The sequence below is a fragment of the Pseudoalteromonas sp. bablab_jr010 genome (assembly GCF_016464105.1).
Classification (GTDB): domain Bacteria; phylum Pseudomonadota; class Gammaproteobacteria; order Enterobacterales; family Alteromonadaceae; genus Pseudoalteromonas; species Pseudoalteromonas simplex.
In genome coordinates, this window is record NZ_JACDWV010000075.1 from 23609 (window position 1) to 39528 (window position 15920).

Annotated in this window: 10 protein-coding genes; 7 read left to right on the top strand and 3 right to left on the bottom strand. The window is 38.3% G+C overall.

The genetic code is table 11. The annotated features are described in order from the left end of the window. Positions 1-251: 251 nt before the first annotated feature. Positions 252-2525 carry a response regulator gene (locus tag JIG37_RS06770; protein WP_348535073.1) on the top strand — a complete coding sequence of 758 codons (2274 nt, stop codon included), beginning with the start codon at positions 252-254 and terminating at the stop codon, positions 2523-2525. On the opposite strand, the gene JIG37_RS06775 is transcribed toward JIG37_RS06770, so the two are convergent. Then, positions 2497-7032, bottom strand: a complete 4536-nt coding sequence (locus JIG37_RS06775; protein WP_348535072.1) for an EAL domain-containing protein — start codon at positions 7030-7032, stop codon at positions 2497-2499. The genes JIG37_RS06770 and JIG37_RS06775 overlap by 29 nt on opposite strands. 168 nt (positions 7033-7200) lie before the next feature. On the opposite strand from JIG37_RS06775, the gene JIG37_RS06780 reads away from it, so the two are divergent. The 3 genes from JIG37_RS06780 to JIG37_RS06790 all read left to right on the top strand — a co-directional run bounded on the left by JIG37_RS06780 (position 7201) and on the right by JIG37_RS06790 (position 9797). After that, positions 7201-7755 (top strand): isochorismatase family protein, encoded by a 555-nt coding sequence (locus tag JIG37_RS06780; RefSeq protein ID WP_194441339.1) that lies wholly within the window; start codon positions 7201-7203, stop codon positions 7753-7755. A gap of 76 nt (positions 7756-7831) precedes the next feature. Then, entirely contained in the window at positions 7832-9298 is a 1467-nt protein-coding gene (locus JIG37_RS06785; protein ID WP_166340753.1) for a methyl-accepting chemotaxis protein, read from the top strand. Between the two features lie 13 nt (positions 9299-9311). Next, entirely contained in the window at positions 9312-9797 is a 486-nt protein-coding gene (locus tag JIG37_RS06790) for a DUF6436 domain-containing protein (RefSeq protein WP_082389332.1), read from the top strand. 52 nt (positions 9798-9849) lie between these two features. Here JIG37_RS06790 and JIG37_RS06795 read toward each other — a convergent pair whose 3' ends face one another. After that, positions 9850-12123, bottom strand: coding sequence for a CHRD domain-containing protein (locus JIG37_RS06795; RefSeq protein WP_199529020.1), 2274 nt, complete (start codon positions 12121-12123; stop codon positions 9850-9852). Between the two features lie 299 nt (positions 12124-12422). On the opposite strand from JIG37_RS06795, the gene JIG37_RS06800 reads away from it, so the two are divergent. After that, complete coding sequence (locus JIG37_RS06800) at positions 12423-12839, top strand: hypothetical protein (RefSeq protein WP_199529021.1); 417 nt, start codon at positions 12423-12425, stop codon at positions 12837-12839. Between the two features lie 57 nt (positions 12840-12896). On the opposite strand, the gene JIG37_RS06805 is transcribed toward JIG37_RS06800, so the two are convergent. After that, positions 12897-13595, bottom strand: coding sequence for a hypothetical protein (locus tag JIG37_RS06805; protein WP_054554583.1), 699 nt, complete (start codon positions 13593-13595; stop codon positions 12897-12899). Positions 13596-14154: 559 nt separating this feature from the next. Here JIG37_RS06805 and JIG37_RS06810 point away from each other — a divergent pair. Both JIG37_RS06810 and JIG37_RS06815 read left to right on the top strand, forming a co-directional pair. Further along, positions 14155-14751 carry a hypothetical protein gene (locus tag JIG37_RS06810; protein WP_199529022.1) on the top strand — a complete coding sequence of 199 codons (597 nt, stop codon included), beginning with the start codon at positions 14155-14157 and terminating at the stop codon, positions 14749-14751. A gap of 206 nt (positions 14752-14957) precedes the next feature. Next, positions 14958-15440: a hypothetical protein gene (locus tag JIG37_RS06815; protein WP_199529023.1), complete on the top strand. Its 483-nt coding sequence runs from the start codon at positions 14958-14960 to the stop codon at positions 15438-15440. Positions 15441-15920: the final 480 nt, after the last annotated feature.

Here is a 15920-nt window from a genome sequence, read left to right on the forward strand (position 1 = left end):
TATATTGCCTGTCTAAGGCGCGTCCTGTCTTTTTAAGAGGGATGCTTTTTTGGTTTGTTATAGGTTCACCCATTCTTTGGGTATTTGGGCACTATTTTTTAGCATTACCCACACTCACTCTGTTGATAGCATTGGCTAAGTACTGTTTAAATGCAGTTATTTACTTGTCTGTAATAGATTTATTAAGCTTTTTCTTTAGTCGATACTCTTGGCACAAATATTATTCCTCATTGGATAAAATACTTAATTACGTGGTTAGCTTGTTAGTCATTTTAGTGGTAATACTCACTTCAATTGTTTTGACTAATAATCACTATGCTCGCATAGAGTATGAGGTTAACGCACAACTTAATGAAAAAGCGAATGAAATAGCGCGAGTTATCGATTCGCATTTAGAGCACCATAAAAAAGGAGTGGTTCTAACCGCAAAAAGTATTGCTTATGGGCTACCCAAACAGGTTGCACTTGAGAATATGGCTAATCTGTACCCAGATTTTAGAACTCAAATCATCACTGATGCTTTTGCAGATGTTACTCATTTTTACCCCCAATCATTAGCTGTAAGTTTGCAGCAGTCAAACATTCGCGCAAATGTTGCAGATCGTGATTACTTTATTCATGCACCGTCCAATAAGCAGGGTTATATCTCGACTATTTTTAAAGGGCGTGGTTTTGGTTCTCTGCCCATTGTTGCGGTTTCAGCGCCTATTTATATTGAGGATACGTTTACTGGCGTGGTCGAAGGCTCGCTGATGTTTGATTACTTTGCTAGTTTACGTCCAAGTTTATTTAGTCATCAAGGTGATTTACTAATACTCGATGCGGCTAATAAAGTTGTGTTTAGCACCATCGATGATTTTAAAGAGATGCAACAACTAAGCAATGAAGAGATTGATTCATTTGCGAATGAAGAGCGTTTTATCATATTTGATGCACACAATGAGCAGCAATATTATGCTAAGCAAGCGCGCTTAGCTGACCATAATTGGATGGTTATGACCATGCTAAACCGAAAACACGCGAATGATGTCGCTGTAAATGCATGGGGACAGTCATTGGTTATGATCATTTTTATTATTTTACTGACAAGCGTTTTCATCACTCAACTAAGTCGTTGGCTGACAACACCGATACGCAAACTTGCTGAACAAATTGATAAATTTGAGCCAGAAAATGCTGATACTGACACGTATTTACCGCAAACTTGGTTAGAAGTGAGCCGCTTGCAATCACAATTTTCGAGCCTTGCGAATAAGCTCGCACTGAGCTTCAATCGTCTACATCAAGCGAACCACGAAAATGAATTACTAAACGTAAGACTGAAAGACTTTAATGCACAACTAGAAAAACAGGTTGATGATAAAACCAATGAGTTGGTTGAAGCTGTACGGGCTGCAAATAATGCTAACCGCACTAAATCTCAGTTTTTGGCTAATATGAGTCACGAAATTCGAACTCCGCTAAATGGTATTTTAGGGATGACTCAGCTGTTACTAGATAATAAAGATTTAGCAGAAGAAGAACACGAAGAGTTAGTGATGATCCATCAAAGTGCGAATAACTTACTGCTGATTTTAAATGATATTTTAGATTTCTCCAAAATAGAGGCGGGTGCTTTAAAATTAGAGTATCGTGCAGTTGAAATAACTAAGTTACTTGAACAAATTGCCAAGGTGTTTAGTAGTACAAGCGTAAAAAAAGGGGTGACGTTTAAGCTTAACATTAGTGACTCTGTACCAAGTTGTATCAGTTTAGACCCTTTAAGGTTTAGCCAAGTTATAAATAATATTTTGAGTAATGCTGGCAAGTTCACAGAGTCGGGCGACATTACCATGAGCTGTACTATGGTTAATGACCGAATGCAGATCAGCATTCGTGATACAGGCATCGGGATTTCAAGTGAGCAGCAGGCAAAACTGTTTACCGAGTTTACTCAAGCCGACATTTCTACCACACGTAAATATGGCGGAACGGGACTTGGGCTAACCATTAGTAAGCGAATTATTGAGTTAATGGCAGGGGAGCTTAAGCTAACAAGTCAAGAAGGCGTTGGTAGTGAGTTCACCATCACGATGCCTGTAATTATTAGTAATTCAGCCTCAGTGGATAACCAAAGCACTGCGACGCCCCAATTAGCAGGTTTGAATATCTTACTAGTTGAAGATAACCCAGTTAATCAAATTGTATTGAAAAAGATGCTGCATTCCACTGAGTGTAATCTCAAACAAGCAAATGACGGCCTTGAAGCACTTGAGATACTGCAGAGTTATCAAGCTGATATTATCCTTATGGACTGCCAAATGCCAAATATGGATGGCTATCAATGTACAAAAGAAATAAAACAGAACCCGCACTTGTATGGTCAGGCTATAATCATTGCCATCACTGCGAATGCATTTGAAGAGGATCAGCAGCGTTGCCTTGTTGCTGGCATGGATGATTTTATCTCAAAGCCAATTAATAAAGACCAATTATATGCGTGTTTAAACAAATGGCTTAAAGCTCTTTTAAACGAGCAACAATAGATTGCAAGTTTTGTTCTGCAAGTAGGTCTTCAGAAAGCATAGGTTTTGCAAAGTAGTAACCTTGAAAGTCATCACAGCCCATGTGTTGTAAAAATTTAATTTGCTCAGTAGTTTCAACGCCTTCGGCAATACAATAAAGGCCTAAATTAGCGGATAACGCATGGATTGTTTTGATAATTGATTCGTTACTTCGATCATGCCCAATATTGCGCACAAAACTTTGGTCTATTTTAATGACGTCAATTGGAAACTGACTGAGGTAAGTCAGTGAAGAATATCCGGTACCAAAGTCATCAAGTAATAGTTTAAAACCCGCATTTTTTAACTTTCGTAGCTGCTTTGAGGCTTTATCTTTGTCTTCTAGTAATGTGTTTTCAGTAATCTCTAAGCGCAATTGCGCAGGCTTAATGCGAAAATTATTCAGGATCAACAAGAGTCTTTCGGTTAAGTTCGCCTTTAATATGTGCGTTGGCGATACATTTAAAGAAAGGTAAAACCGAGGGTTTGATCTTAAAATTGGCTGCAATTCTGTTAAAGCTCGATTTAAAGCCTGTTCTGTAAGTACATCGATTAAACCAATTTCTTCTGCAATAGGGATAAACTCAGCAGGTGAAATAAAACCTTGTTCTGTCTTCCAGCGCATTAATAATTCAACACCATTAATTTGCTTCGTTTTAGCATTAACAATTGGCTGATAATTATTAAAAAGCTCATCATCTTTAAAGGCATCTTTTAACGCATTTTCGAGTAATAACTTTTTAGTGAGCTGGTTATTCATCTGCTCGGTAAAGTATTTGAAATTGTTTCGCCCAGATTGTTTGGCATGCATCATGGCAATATCAGAATTGCGTATTAACTCATCAGCTGTTTTAGCATCAAAAGGATAGAGTGCAACCCCAATACTGGCTGAAATATTGATAGAAAAATCGTCAATAATGACTTTATTTGCTAATTCTTGTGTAAGTTGCTTAACTAATTCGCTCAACGTTTGAGGCGAATGAAGATCTTTGACTAACACTAAAAACTCATCGCCACTTTGTCTACCAACCGTTGCATTATTAGGTAAAAGTAAACTTACACGTTGCGTAATATTGCACAGCAATTGGTCACCAACAGCATGGCCAAAAGAGTCATTCACTGGCTTAAATTTATCTAAATCAATAAATAACAAGGCTGCTAACTTGTTATGCTTTTTAGAATGATTTATACAATTATTGATTTTTGAATGCATTAATGAACGATTTGGTAAGCCCGTTAATGGATCGTAATTCGCTAAATAACGTAACTCATCTTCAGCACGCTTTTGTTCTGTAAGATCTGAAATTACAATCACATAATGACTAATCGCTTGATTATCTTTCGCAACTGCAGTAACACTGATATGAACAGGGTGGGATGGATTTTTTTGAGTGTGTATATAAGCTTCTGTTTTCCAGTTTTGTTTTGGTTTTAATGTTTTTAACACATTGATGTATCTTAAGAACTGAGCCCTACCTATTGTGCGAACAAAGTCCTTAATTGTTAGATCAGTTATATTGCCTGTAATATCAAACGTATCACTGAAGCTTGTATTTGCTGAAAATGGTTTTAACTGGCTGTCTAAAATTAAAAGCCAGTCATTTATCTGGCTGAAAGCTTCACCGAGCACACTTGCTTGTAGTGCATTTGCTCTTTGTTCGGTAATGTTGGTATAGATACCTGTTACTTTTATTGGCTTATTTGCTTCATCAACTTCGACGACACGGCCAATGTCCTGATACCATAACCACTTACCATTTTGATGATTTAAACGGTAGGTGATATTCCATTGTTCTTGATTTGATTGTTTTGCAAAGGCATTCCAATGGTTTAAGTAGGCACTACGGTCTGCTGGATGAATAAAATCAAGGAACTCAATGAGGGCTAAACTCTCGTTACTCTTGTGGTAACCCAGCTCTGTCACAAAGCGATTATTTAAAAGCGTTTGCTGGCTTAAATTGGCTTCCCATACCCCACTTTTGTTACTGCTCAGTGCTAATTCAGTTTGTTGTTGCGATTTAACAACATCAGCATGCGCTTTATTCAGTACTTGTTGACGTGCTCTGTATTGCCAAAAAAAGAAAAAGAGTATGGCAAAAATGAGCAGCACATAACCTGTTATCGCAACTGGTGAAGACCAAGGTGCATAGGCAATATTAAACTGTAATTGTCTTGTTGCTGAACTGACTTTGGAGCTCTCGGAGTTAGAAGCAACAGACAAGATATATTGTCCGGGAGGTAGCTTGGTAAAAAATACTTTGTTAGTGGTTAATTTGTCGTAATTTAATGACGTTGGTCCCTCTAAAGTTACTTTATAAGTTGTTTTATCCTTATTGATAGTATCAAAGTTAGAAAAGCTAACCTCAAGACCGATGTCTTCAGCAGTCATTTGAAGAGGGTTATTGATATATTTGTATGGATGATAGTTCAGCTCGCGAGAGAGCAAAGAAACATGAGTAATTTCAGTATTTATCGCATCTAATTCTGTTGGTGAAGTTAAAAAGTCTTCAGGTGCGATTAACAATAAGCCCCTTGTCGAACCAAAGCCAATTTGGCCATTGTCTAGCGTTGCATCGGCATCAACATTAAACTCATTAGCTGAAAGGCCATCACGGATAAAATACGAATTGACACTTCTTGAACTTAAATCAATTCTATACAGGCCATTTTGCGAACTAGCCCATAAAAAACCAAAGCGGTCGATTTGTAAGCCATACACTGATTTTGCATTGAGACCAGATTGAGTGCCTAAGCGATGTTTAACAGCGTAGGAGTGAGAGTCAACAGCAATTAACCCTTCGTTAGATGAAGCCAGCCAAAGTGTATCATTGTGGTCAATAACCCAATCATCAATCACAGAAAATGTGAGTGGATTGAAGTTTTCGACTTGATAAACAAGTGTCAATTTTTCAGTTTGCTCATTATAACGATACAAATGGCCAGACATACTTAACAAATAGTCGTTAGGGTGACTCGAGAGCGGCTTTAAAAAAGAGTGCGCATTGATAATATCGACTTGTTCTTTTAGTCCCTTAATAGTTCGTAATTCACCTGTTTTACCATTGTAGCGATAAAAGTTTTCTTGAGTAATAAATGCAAATTGATCTGAACCTAAAGTATGAAAGCCCCAACTTGGCTCATTTTCTAATATATTAATCACTTCTTTACTGCCTTTTAAAGGCACTAAATCACCGCTGATCTTATCAAAGAGCGCTAAGCCTCTGTACTTCATAAGCCACAGAAAGCGTTCAGATGGTTCTATTTCTGCCTGTGCAATGCCATATACAGCATGTTCTCCATGAAAGGCTTTTATATCGTCATTAACTAGGTAAGGGCTGATGGAGTTTGTTAATTGGTTATACTTCAGCATGCCATTTTCGGTGCCGAACCAAATAATGTTTTCGCTGTCTTGCAATACCGCCCAAACACTATTGTTGACATTACCAGAAGTAGACGTTGATTCGATATGCTTAAAACGCCTTGCTAAGGTGGACCATGTAAAAACTCCCTGCGAACGAGATGCAAGCCATAGCAATCCTGTTTTATCAATCATCACGTCGACAATTGTATTGTCGGTCATTAAAAATTTACTTTGCTCATAGCTCAAAATAAATTCGGCGGATAGAGTTTCCCTATTAAATTCGAATAAGCCTTTTTCAGTGACAATATACTCACCAAATTTACTAGATGCGAAATCCCAAATATTTAATTCAGGAACCAATAGTTTGGTTTTATCTACTGCGAGAAGTTTATCTGCATTAAATGGAATGTTGTACATTCCTTCGACTGTACCAACTAACAGACCTAATTGAGGATCCAGATGCAAAAATTTTGCGTTTTTATTATCGTTATTTAATTTATTTTTATCAGCAAGCTCAATACGAGAAACATGATCATCCACTAAGTTTTTTGAAAAAAGTCCTGCGGTTGTTCCAATGTATAAAAAATTATCATGCAGAGCTAAAGCACGAATAAAGTCATCTTGCTTATCGATTGAAAACTCATGCAAAAACTTTTTGGTTTGCTTATGGTAAGAATAAAGGTGCTGATTGATTGCGAAAAAGAAATGACTGTCATCTTCTTCGAGTGCAAGAATAGGGGAAAAATAAACATCTTCAGGGGTTAGTTTTCCTGAATAGACTTTTTCGACACTGAGTGTTTTTGGGTTTATGAAGTAAGCACCTGAAAACTCAGTACTCACAAAAATCTTGCCATCACTGGTTTTAGTCATAAAAGTGATCTGTCGTTGATCAAGCATATATTCGCCAGCAAAAGCGGCTACTTGATAGCCGTCATATCTATTTAAGCCTTGATAAGTGCCAACCCAAATAAAGCCTAAATCATCTTGCACGATTTTAGTAACACTACCTTGGGTTAACCCTTCATCTGTAGAGATCCGCTGCATTTGCAAAGCATAGTTTTGTGCATTCACTGAAAAGGTGAGCGTGAAGAACAGCAAATTGAATATCAAAAGAAAAAGTTTAGGCACCGACTGATTAACCCTAAATTATTATTTGCATATAATTTTTAACAAAATATAGCACAATTATGAATGTTATTGAGTCAGCTGAAAAGATAAATTAGTAAATGTTTAATTAAGGTACAACATAGTGTTAGCTGTGCTATAAATAGCCCATAGGCAACCTAAGGGAAAGTTATGCGTCATTCATTTATAAGTCAAAAGAATCATGCCTTGTTATTAATTATTGACCTTCAAGCAGGGCTTGAGCCTGTCATAAGCGACTTTGGCCAAGCTGTTAATTACACCGAAAAGTTGATAAATGCAGCTAAAGCTTTAGACATTCCGTATTTATTTACTGAACAAAACCCAACCAAGTTAGGTAAAAGTAGTGAACAGCTTTTACCCTTCATAAATGGTAATAATTGCTATCACAAAATACATTTTAGCGCATGCCAAGAAGTGCAATTTAACCAACAATTAGCTGGCTTCAATCGTAAGCAAATAGTGGTGACGGGTACAGAGTCGCATGTGTGTGTACTGCAAACCTGTTTAGACTTAATTGCTAATGGCTATCAGGTGTTTGTGGTTGAAGATGCCATTGCATCACGCAACGAAAAACACAAAGAGTTAGCAATTAAGCAGCTATTGGCAGCAGGTGCTATTATTACCTGTACAGAAAGTGTGATATTTCAATGGCTAGAAAAAGCAGGGACCGATCAATTTAGAGCATTATTGCAATTAATAAAGTGAACCACGATGCGGTTCGAACCGTATTGGCTCGATTAATTGTATTTTTGTAAAGTATTTAATCATTAAGGCTTTATCTATGACGAGTGTGCGCCGCCTTTTTACTTATTTGTTCCTTTTATTGTTTGTTGAGTCTTTGGTTTTAGGCTTTATCTATTCGACCTTGATAACGGGTGTAGTAACTGGTTTATTATTGCTGTCTTTACCACTTTGGATGCTCCATCAATACCCAACGAGCAAATTAACAGCCCACGTTGTTGCTGCCGGTTGCATGATGTTTTCGTTTTTACACATCCAACAAAGCTACGGCCTCATTGAAGTACATTTTGAAATTTTCATTTTAATGGCCGTATTGATCATGTTTGTTGAATGGCGCGTGTTTATAACTGCACTTGCTTTTGTGGCCGTTCACCATTTGAGCTTTTATTTTTTACAGATCAACGAAGTTGGCTTATATGTTTTTGACCCAGACCGATTGTACTTTAGCACCGTACTTATCCATGCTGTGTATGCCATTGTTGAAGCAATTGTAGCGGGTTACATTGCTAAAACCCTTCACCGCGAACGCAGTTCTGGCTTATCGTTAAGTACAACGACTGAGCAAATAATGGCTGACGAAAACAGCATTAATATAAGTTTAAGAGCAGACGACTCCCACAGTGAAGCCGTGGCGGGCTTTAACCGCTTACTGGGTTTTGTATCAAGTGTGATCGGTGATGTTCAAAGCCAAAGTAGTGTTTTAAAAAATCAGTCTAAACAATTGCTTGAAGTACACGACGAGTTACATGAGCAAGCACTTCATCGTGAGCAGTTATCTGCAGATATCGCGCAGTCAGGCGAGCGAGTCGCCGAAGGCTTTGCCCAAGTTGAACAAGAAAGTAATGAACTACAAACACAATTTGAGCAGCTCCATTTAAGTGCTACAGAGGCACTCAATGAAGTGGCGAATACCGACAGCAAAACAGCTGAGCTTGCTAATAATCTTCAAGAGGCTGACCAAAATATTAGCCAGCTGGTGAGTGCATGTTCGCATATCTCAGAATTACTCAATGAAATTTCGTCAATTGCTGAGCAAACAAACTTACTTGCACTAAACGCTGCAATTGAAGCCGCCCGTGCTGGAGAACAAGGCCGTGGCTTTGCGGTGGTGGCTGATGAAGTGAGAAACTTGGCAACGCGCAGTAAACACACGACAGATAAAATAACCAATACGCTTGAAAGTTTGATGCAAAATAGCGCCTCATCAACTAAGTCGATGCAGGGTAGTGTTGCGCTTATAGAGCAGTTGTCGGCCATTAGTTCGCAGATGAAGTTGCAAATTACCGAGATGACAGAGCAGGTGAATGTTGCTGCAAGCAGCTCACAATCGGTTGCACATGTAGTGCAAAATCAAGCGGGTAATACGCGTGCTATTGCCGATAATTCACAAGCCTTAATTGCTAACCAAGCCAACGATAATCTGATGATTGAAAAACTCACCGATCGCGTACAGTTAATTGATGTAAGTATCGATGTACTGGAGCAAGGTATTGCTAAATTCAAATAGCAAATGGCTGATAATGGCAACTCTACTTTGGGTTGCCTCTGTGGCATTAGCCTTGGTATTTGCTTATTCTCAACAAGCAAGCACCTTTGATCCAGATAAAAAGCTGGCAACAGCTAACTGGCTGACTACATTTCAACAAAGTATGGGACTTGGCATCACCCATACAGATACCTTGTACATTATTGATGAAAATACCTGTGTATGCTCAGAGCGCTCACAACCGCACATAACAAGCCTTAGCAGCTATGCAGCAGAGCACGGTATTGAAGTAATAAAACTTAAACCAACATCTGCGGTTGCTGCAATATTACCCGCTCAACCTGCCGCAGTACTTGTTTCTGAAAATCAACAGCTTGTGTATGCAGGGCCATTATCAAAAGGACTCGCGTGTTCAAGTCAGAATGGCTTTGTTGAGTTAGTAATTGCAAACTTACGAGCGGGTTTTAATAGCCAGTTTATTAATTCAGACGCCGAGGGATGTTATTGTGAAATTAATTGAGCTTGAAAGGTAAGTAAAAGAGGCCAAGTATGTTGGCCTCTGTATTTAATATTTATTGAATTTGGCCTCGTATCTCACCGCTTGGGTTTGCAGGGGTATGAATGTTTACATAATGACCGCCTGAAGCTAAAACTGAAAAGATATCGGCGTCTATCATTAAGCCTGTGCTACTCATCCAGCGATTCATATCATCACTGTCTTGTACAAGTGGAGCTAACACTGGGCCATTTTCACCTGCTACACCGGTATGAATATGGGCAGCAGTTGCATCGCTTACACCTGATGTAAGCACTTGCAACTCAACACTGTAATCATTGGTATTCACTAGCGCATAACCATCGCCAGACGCATCCGTTGTGACCGCAGGTACTTCTTGTTCACCACTTAGCGGAAAGGTGACAAACACATAGTTGTCGGTAAGGATTTGACCGCGAAGTTCGCCACTTGGGTTAGCAGGAGTATGCACATTAACGTAATGACCACCTGATGCAAGTACTGCAAAAATATCTGCATTAATCATGGTATTTTCAGGTGTTTGCCATAAGTTCATGTTATCGCTTGATTGCTCTAACGCGGCAAGAACGTCGCCATTGGTGCCTATACGACCCGTATGAATGTGAGCAGCAGTGGCGTCACTCACACCTTCGGTTAACGCTCTTAATTCTAGATGGTAGTTATCCATGTTAACTAATGCATAACCACTACCTGATGCCATCGTATCAACCGCTGGAACTTCTTGCATACCACTAAGTGGGAAAGTAACGAGTTGATAGTTATCTGTTAGGATCTGACCTCTAATTTCGCCACCCGTGTTAGCAGGTGTATGTACGTTAACGTAATGACCACCTGATGCAAGTACCTCGAAGATCTCTGCGTTGATCATGGTATTTGCTGGCGTCATCCACATGCCTGCATCAGTTGTTGACTGCTCAAGCGCTACTAGAACGTCGCCATTGGTGCCAATCCGGCCAGTATGAATGTGTGCACCTGTCGCATCATCAACACCCATTGTGTTTACTAATAGCTCTAAGCCATAGTTATCCATGTTAATTAATGCATAACCTTCACCACTTGCATCAGATTCGACAGCAGGAACTTCTTGCTCACCGCTTAGTTTAAAGCTCGTAAAACCATAGTTACTGGTTAGGATTTGCCCACGAAGCTCGCCGCCAGCATTAGCAGGTGTATGAACATTGACATAGTGACCGCCAGAAGCCAGCACTGCAAAAATATCCGCGTTGATTTGTGTGTTGCTTGGTGTCATCCAGACGTTACTGTCGTCCATTGATTGTTCAAGAGCCACTAATACATCGCCATTAGTCCCGATACGACCTGTATGAATATGCGCAGCACTTGCATCGTCTAAGCCTGATGTTACAACAGTAAGCTCTACGCTGTAGTCTGTTGTATCAACAAGGGCATAACCATCACCATCAGCCATGGTGCTGACCATAGGCACTTCTTGATTACCACTTAAGTCAAAGGTCGCAACTGCATAGTTGTCTGTTAAGATTTGGCCGCGAATTTCGCCACCGGCAAATTCAGGCGTATGAACATTAACATAGTGACCGCCGTCTAAAAGTACTGCCAGAGTGTCGCTGTCGATCATGGTATTTTCTGGTACAACCCAGTCAGTCATGACTTCGTCGTCTTGCTCTAAAGTTACGAATACGTCACCATTTGAGCCTAATTTACCCGTGTGGATATGAGCTGCTGTTGCGTCATCAACACCCATAGTCACCGCGCGAAGCCGTAATTCTGTCGTGGCGCTGTCATAAGATGCATAGCCATAACCCATTGCGTCACTGTCGTTCATAGGCACTTGTTGATCGCCATTTAAAACAAACGTGATGATACTCGTTGTATCTGGCACAATTTGCGCACGAAGTTCACCGTTTGCATACTGTTCGGTATGAAGGTTTATATACCAATCGCCATCCATTAAATCAGCAATTAGGCTTTCATCAAGGTCGGTAATTGCGACTTCATACATACCATCGGTAGTGGCTTCAAATGCAAAAGCAACATCGCCATTAGCGCCCAAATCGCCGTCGTGTATGTGTGCTGCGCTAAAACCTTCGACTGAGCTTGCATCAAGTGTTGCACGAAATTGCATTAAACTTTCGTCAAGCTCTACCGTTGCAGTCGCTGTTTGCATTGAGTCATTCATTGGCACTTCTTGTTTGCCACTTAAAGTTACAGAATAGGTTTTACTTGGAGTGAATTCTTGAACTGGGGGAGGGGTAACAACTTCGGTATTATCGTCATCATCATCGCTACACGCGGTGAGAAAAAGTAAGCTGCTAGCCAGTAGTATGTATTTCATCGTTGTTCCTTATATCTTTGTATGTTCGGACGTTACGACGTGTCCACTTCAATAAGGCGTACGGACGGTGTTTAAAAAAAGATCAAAAAAGGTTGTTTAAAAGTTAAAAAGTAGTTCTTTAGTGTTGGTTTATTTGAAATGAGGATTCAAAAGTTAAAGTTTAATAACGCTAACTTTAGAGGATTTTACATATTTAGCCGTATAATGGCTTTTGGGTTTTAAATGGGTACGGATCGTGCATCTAGTTTGATTTTAAAAAGTTTATAGCTAAACGCCAAAAAATTAACGATAGGAAAACTATGCAGCTAACTTCGTACACATCTTCATTCCTAAAAGAGCCATTATTAGATCAGCAAAATAAAAATGAGCTAAACCCAGCAAGTGAAAGAGCAACAAACCTTCAAGGCTCTAAACAACAAGAAGCGGGCGTTGATTCTGAACCGGAAGTTGAGGCTCAACCAAAGACATCACAAACACAACAAGAGCTAGTAGTAAAAATAAAGGAGTTACAAAATAAGATTAATAGTTTAAAAAGCAATAAAGACCTAGCTCCAGAACAACGAGAAAGTGAGTTACTAGAGCTTAATAAACAACTTGATGAAGAAATAAATGCAGTCCAGCTTGCCGTAAAAAGTAATGTTTCTACGATGATAAACTCATTGTTTGCTCCTACGTCTAGTAATCACTCTGGTATGCTGTTTAACAATAAAGCGTAAGTTTAAGGCAAAGCGCTTGTTCGCAGTTACTTTGCCAATTGCATATTTATAAGTCCGCTAAATTACATACTTTATAAGTGAGTAGATGAGAGTACATATAAAGGTAAATAGGAAGAACCATTTTATGTGAACTGTTATTGGTGACCCGCGTTTGGCTGTTCTGATCATAGTTACTGGGTAATCATACTCAACAAGTGTCTTGAAAAGCTCAGGATGTTCTAAGCTCCAGTCATTTAAAGGAATTGAATCACCATAGCGAGTTTTAAAAATAACAGAAAATAGATAGGCACGCCTAGGTTGTGGATCGTTAATATCGTAGCCGCTTTTGGTGCGTGTAAAATTCCATACGGCCTCAACATTAAGTAAATCTTCTCTTTTAAGTGTTCGTGCTTTTCTGTCATCGAATAAAAGTGCAGGCAGGTAAACCTCTTCTTTGTTTATTTTAATTTCGCACAAGGGAGATTCATGGATGAAATAACGCTTATTGGCAATAAACATCTGAATTAAAAAATAACTAAGATAAGTAATGACCACAGCGGCAATTGCACCTGCACCGGATTGTGTTTTCCAAACAAGGTGGCAAGCAATAATGAAAATAACGGCAGTAATTAATTTTGCCTTGAATTTCTGTGCTTTCGGTAAAGGCACTGCGCATCTTATGATAGGTATTTCAGGTTGCACTTTCGTTTTTATGAAAGTCTGAAAAAAGATTGAGTTAAAGTTATCACGGGTTAATTCAAAAGTAGGCGCTTCCATGTGTCCTCGATTACTGATTTAGTGTTAGACGTAAAATAGCAAACGCAGTGCTTTACTATCAACTAAAAACACCAGATTGTGTTTAAGTTTGGTTGGAGCATAACTTGCTTTTTATTGGTATAGTAAGTTACTGATAAATATGTAAATGTGAACTGGTGAAATGATAGATTATTTTCTTATTATTTTGATGGTACTTTCGGCTGTTTTATTTTTGTTTGTAATGGTTTTGTTTATCTTAGCTCCAAAATACGCAAAAAAAGAGCTTTTCATAAACTACTACAGTGGAACAGGTGCAATTTATCATGGTTTTAAGCTGTTCAGAGTTGAATCCTATCGGGAAGACAAAGTGTGGGCTTGTAAAGCCATTAAATACTCATCTATAGCAATTGTAGTAATGTTTTTCATTATGGTTTTTTTAATAAAATTGAATGGAGTTCAACAGAGCTAGGAGTTGGCTCTTGTGTTTCTTTCGTGGATTATGGTTAAGCACTATGCCAAAAAACGTAACAGTTTTTTTCTGAGCTAATCGAAGAGACTCAAGTTAAATAGTGGAGATACTATGAAGTATTTAATTTTTATCCTTTTATTCCAAAGTGGCATTTGCATGGCGTTACAGCCCATATCAGAATATTGTGAAGACACTAACTTGTTAAGCAGTTTTGCTGGTGATACCTTTGCAGCAACAAATTGCTTGGCTTATGGATTTAATGCGGAGAATGCGTTCTTTTCTAAAGCTATTAATACAAGTATTAGATTTGAAAAAATTAAGCCTGCAATTGATACATTTGTCAAAATTGTCAATACCGATGGAGGGTCATCCTTTGACAAACAAGAAGTTTTTTATAAGTACGTTGGGGAAATAGATAGTTTCTCAGTGCCTCTATTTGGGAGCTATGATGAATTCGAAGATGCTAAAGCTTCATTAGTATTTTCGATTAACTACACAACTCATTGTAACATATCAGTTTTAGATTACAGTGGAGATGATAAATTCATGATTGGATATAAACTTAATCGAATGACTGATGAAGGTAAATATAACTATGATTATTTGTATATAGAGCTCCCTAAAGAAGCAAAAATAAATAAAGCGGATAGTGATGGTTTAATAGATGCTTTTTGTCATAATGATTTAAGCTTTAAAAATAAAGAATAATGGTAAGTAGCTTTTATCTATCCAAAGAGGTCGAGCTACATTTTCCTTCTAAATCATAATAACCACTTCAGTTTAGTCTTTAATTTAGGTAAAAAAGAGAGGCCTGAACCCATTTTGTGTTCGTTCGATATTTGCTCGGGGAAAAGAAACTAGCATGGTTCATACGGCAACTTCGGCCCATAGATTAGCCATAGGAGATTTAGTTAATGTATGAACTTTATTTTCAGTCTGATTTTTCAGGCACCAGGCTTGGGTTTTATTTTTCACTTGTTTGTTCTGTTCTACTAATATTGTGCTGCCCGAAAATAAAATACTGGTACGAAAATAAACTACAGTTTGAAAAGAAAGTTAACTTCTGGTTTGGCTTCTTATTTTTATTTGGCTTTTCTGTAATGCAGTCACTGTCATTTTATTGCCTAGTATTAAAATCTAATGACATAGATTCTGGAAATTATTCTACAGTTGAAGGAGCTATTGAAGATATTCAAATTGTTGAAAGAAATAGTAGAGAAGAGGTTTTTACTGTCGATGGAGTACGCTTTAAGTACAATGATTACGGAACTGAAAACTCCTTTTTTGCGAATAGAAAGCATGATTCAGATACAATCCAAGAGGGGCGAGTTGTTAAAATTGCTTACCTTAGAGAAGGAAATGAAAACCTGATTTTTGAGTTGAGTGTCAAAAAGTAGTGTTTTAGGATGCAAACCAATAGAGTCAGGTCTTTCTTTTTACCTTTTAACTAGTCCAAAGTTGTATATAAGCAATGGTTTAATAAAAGTTCTCAACGTGTTGGGCATTTTGTGATGGGAAAGCTCAAGCTCCGGAATGAATTTAAACCGATAAAATGTTACTTCGATTTGGCAAATCTAAAGCGATAGCAAGCCGAAAATTTGCGCTAGCTATTTGTCGAGCAAAGAAAAGAATTGGATGATTATTTTCAATTACACTATTCGCGTGTTAGTAAGATTGTTGCAAAAGGCAAGACCTGATCCCTAGATGCTTGCTGACACTGCTACAATCTCAATGACTCCAGTTGGTAAATAATGGACAAAATATTAGAAAAATTTTTACGTAAGCGTAAGCTGGCGATAAAAAATCCTGAAAAGTATAGAAAGGTTTATATAAATAATACAAAAGAGCTTAATTTTTATATTGAGCAAGGAGAAACG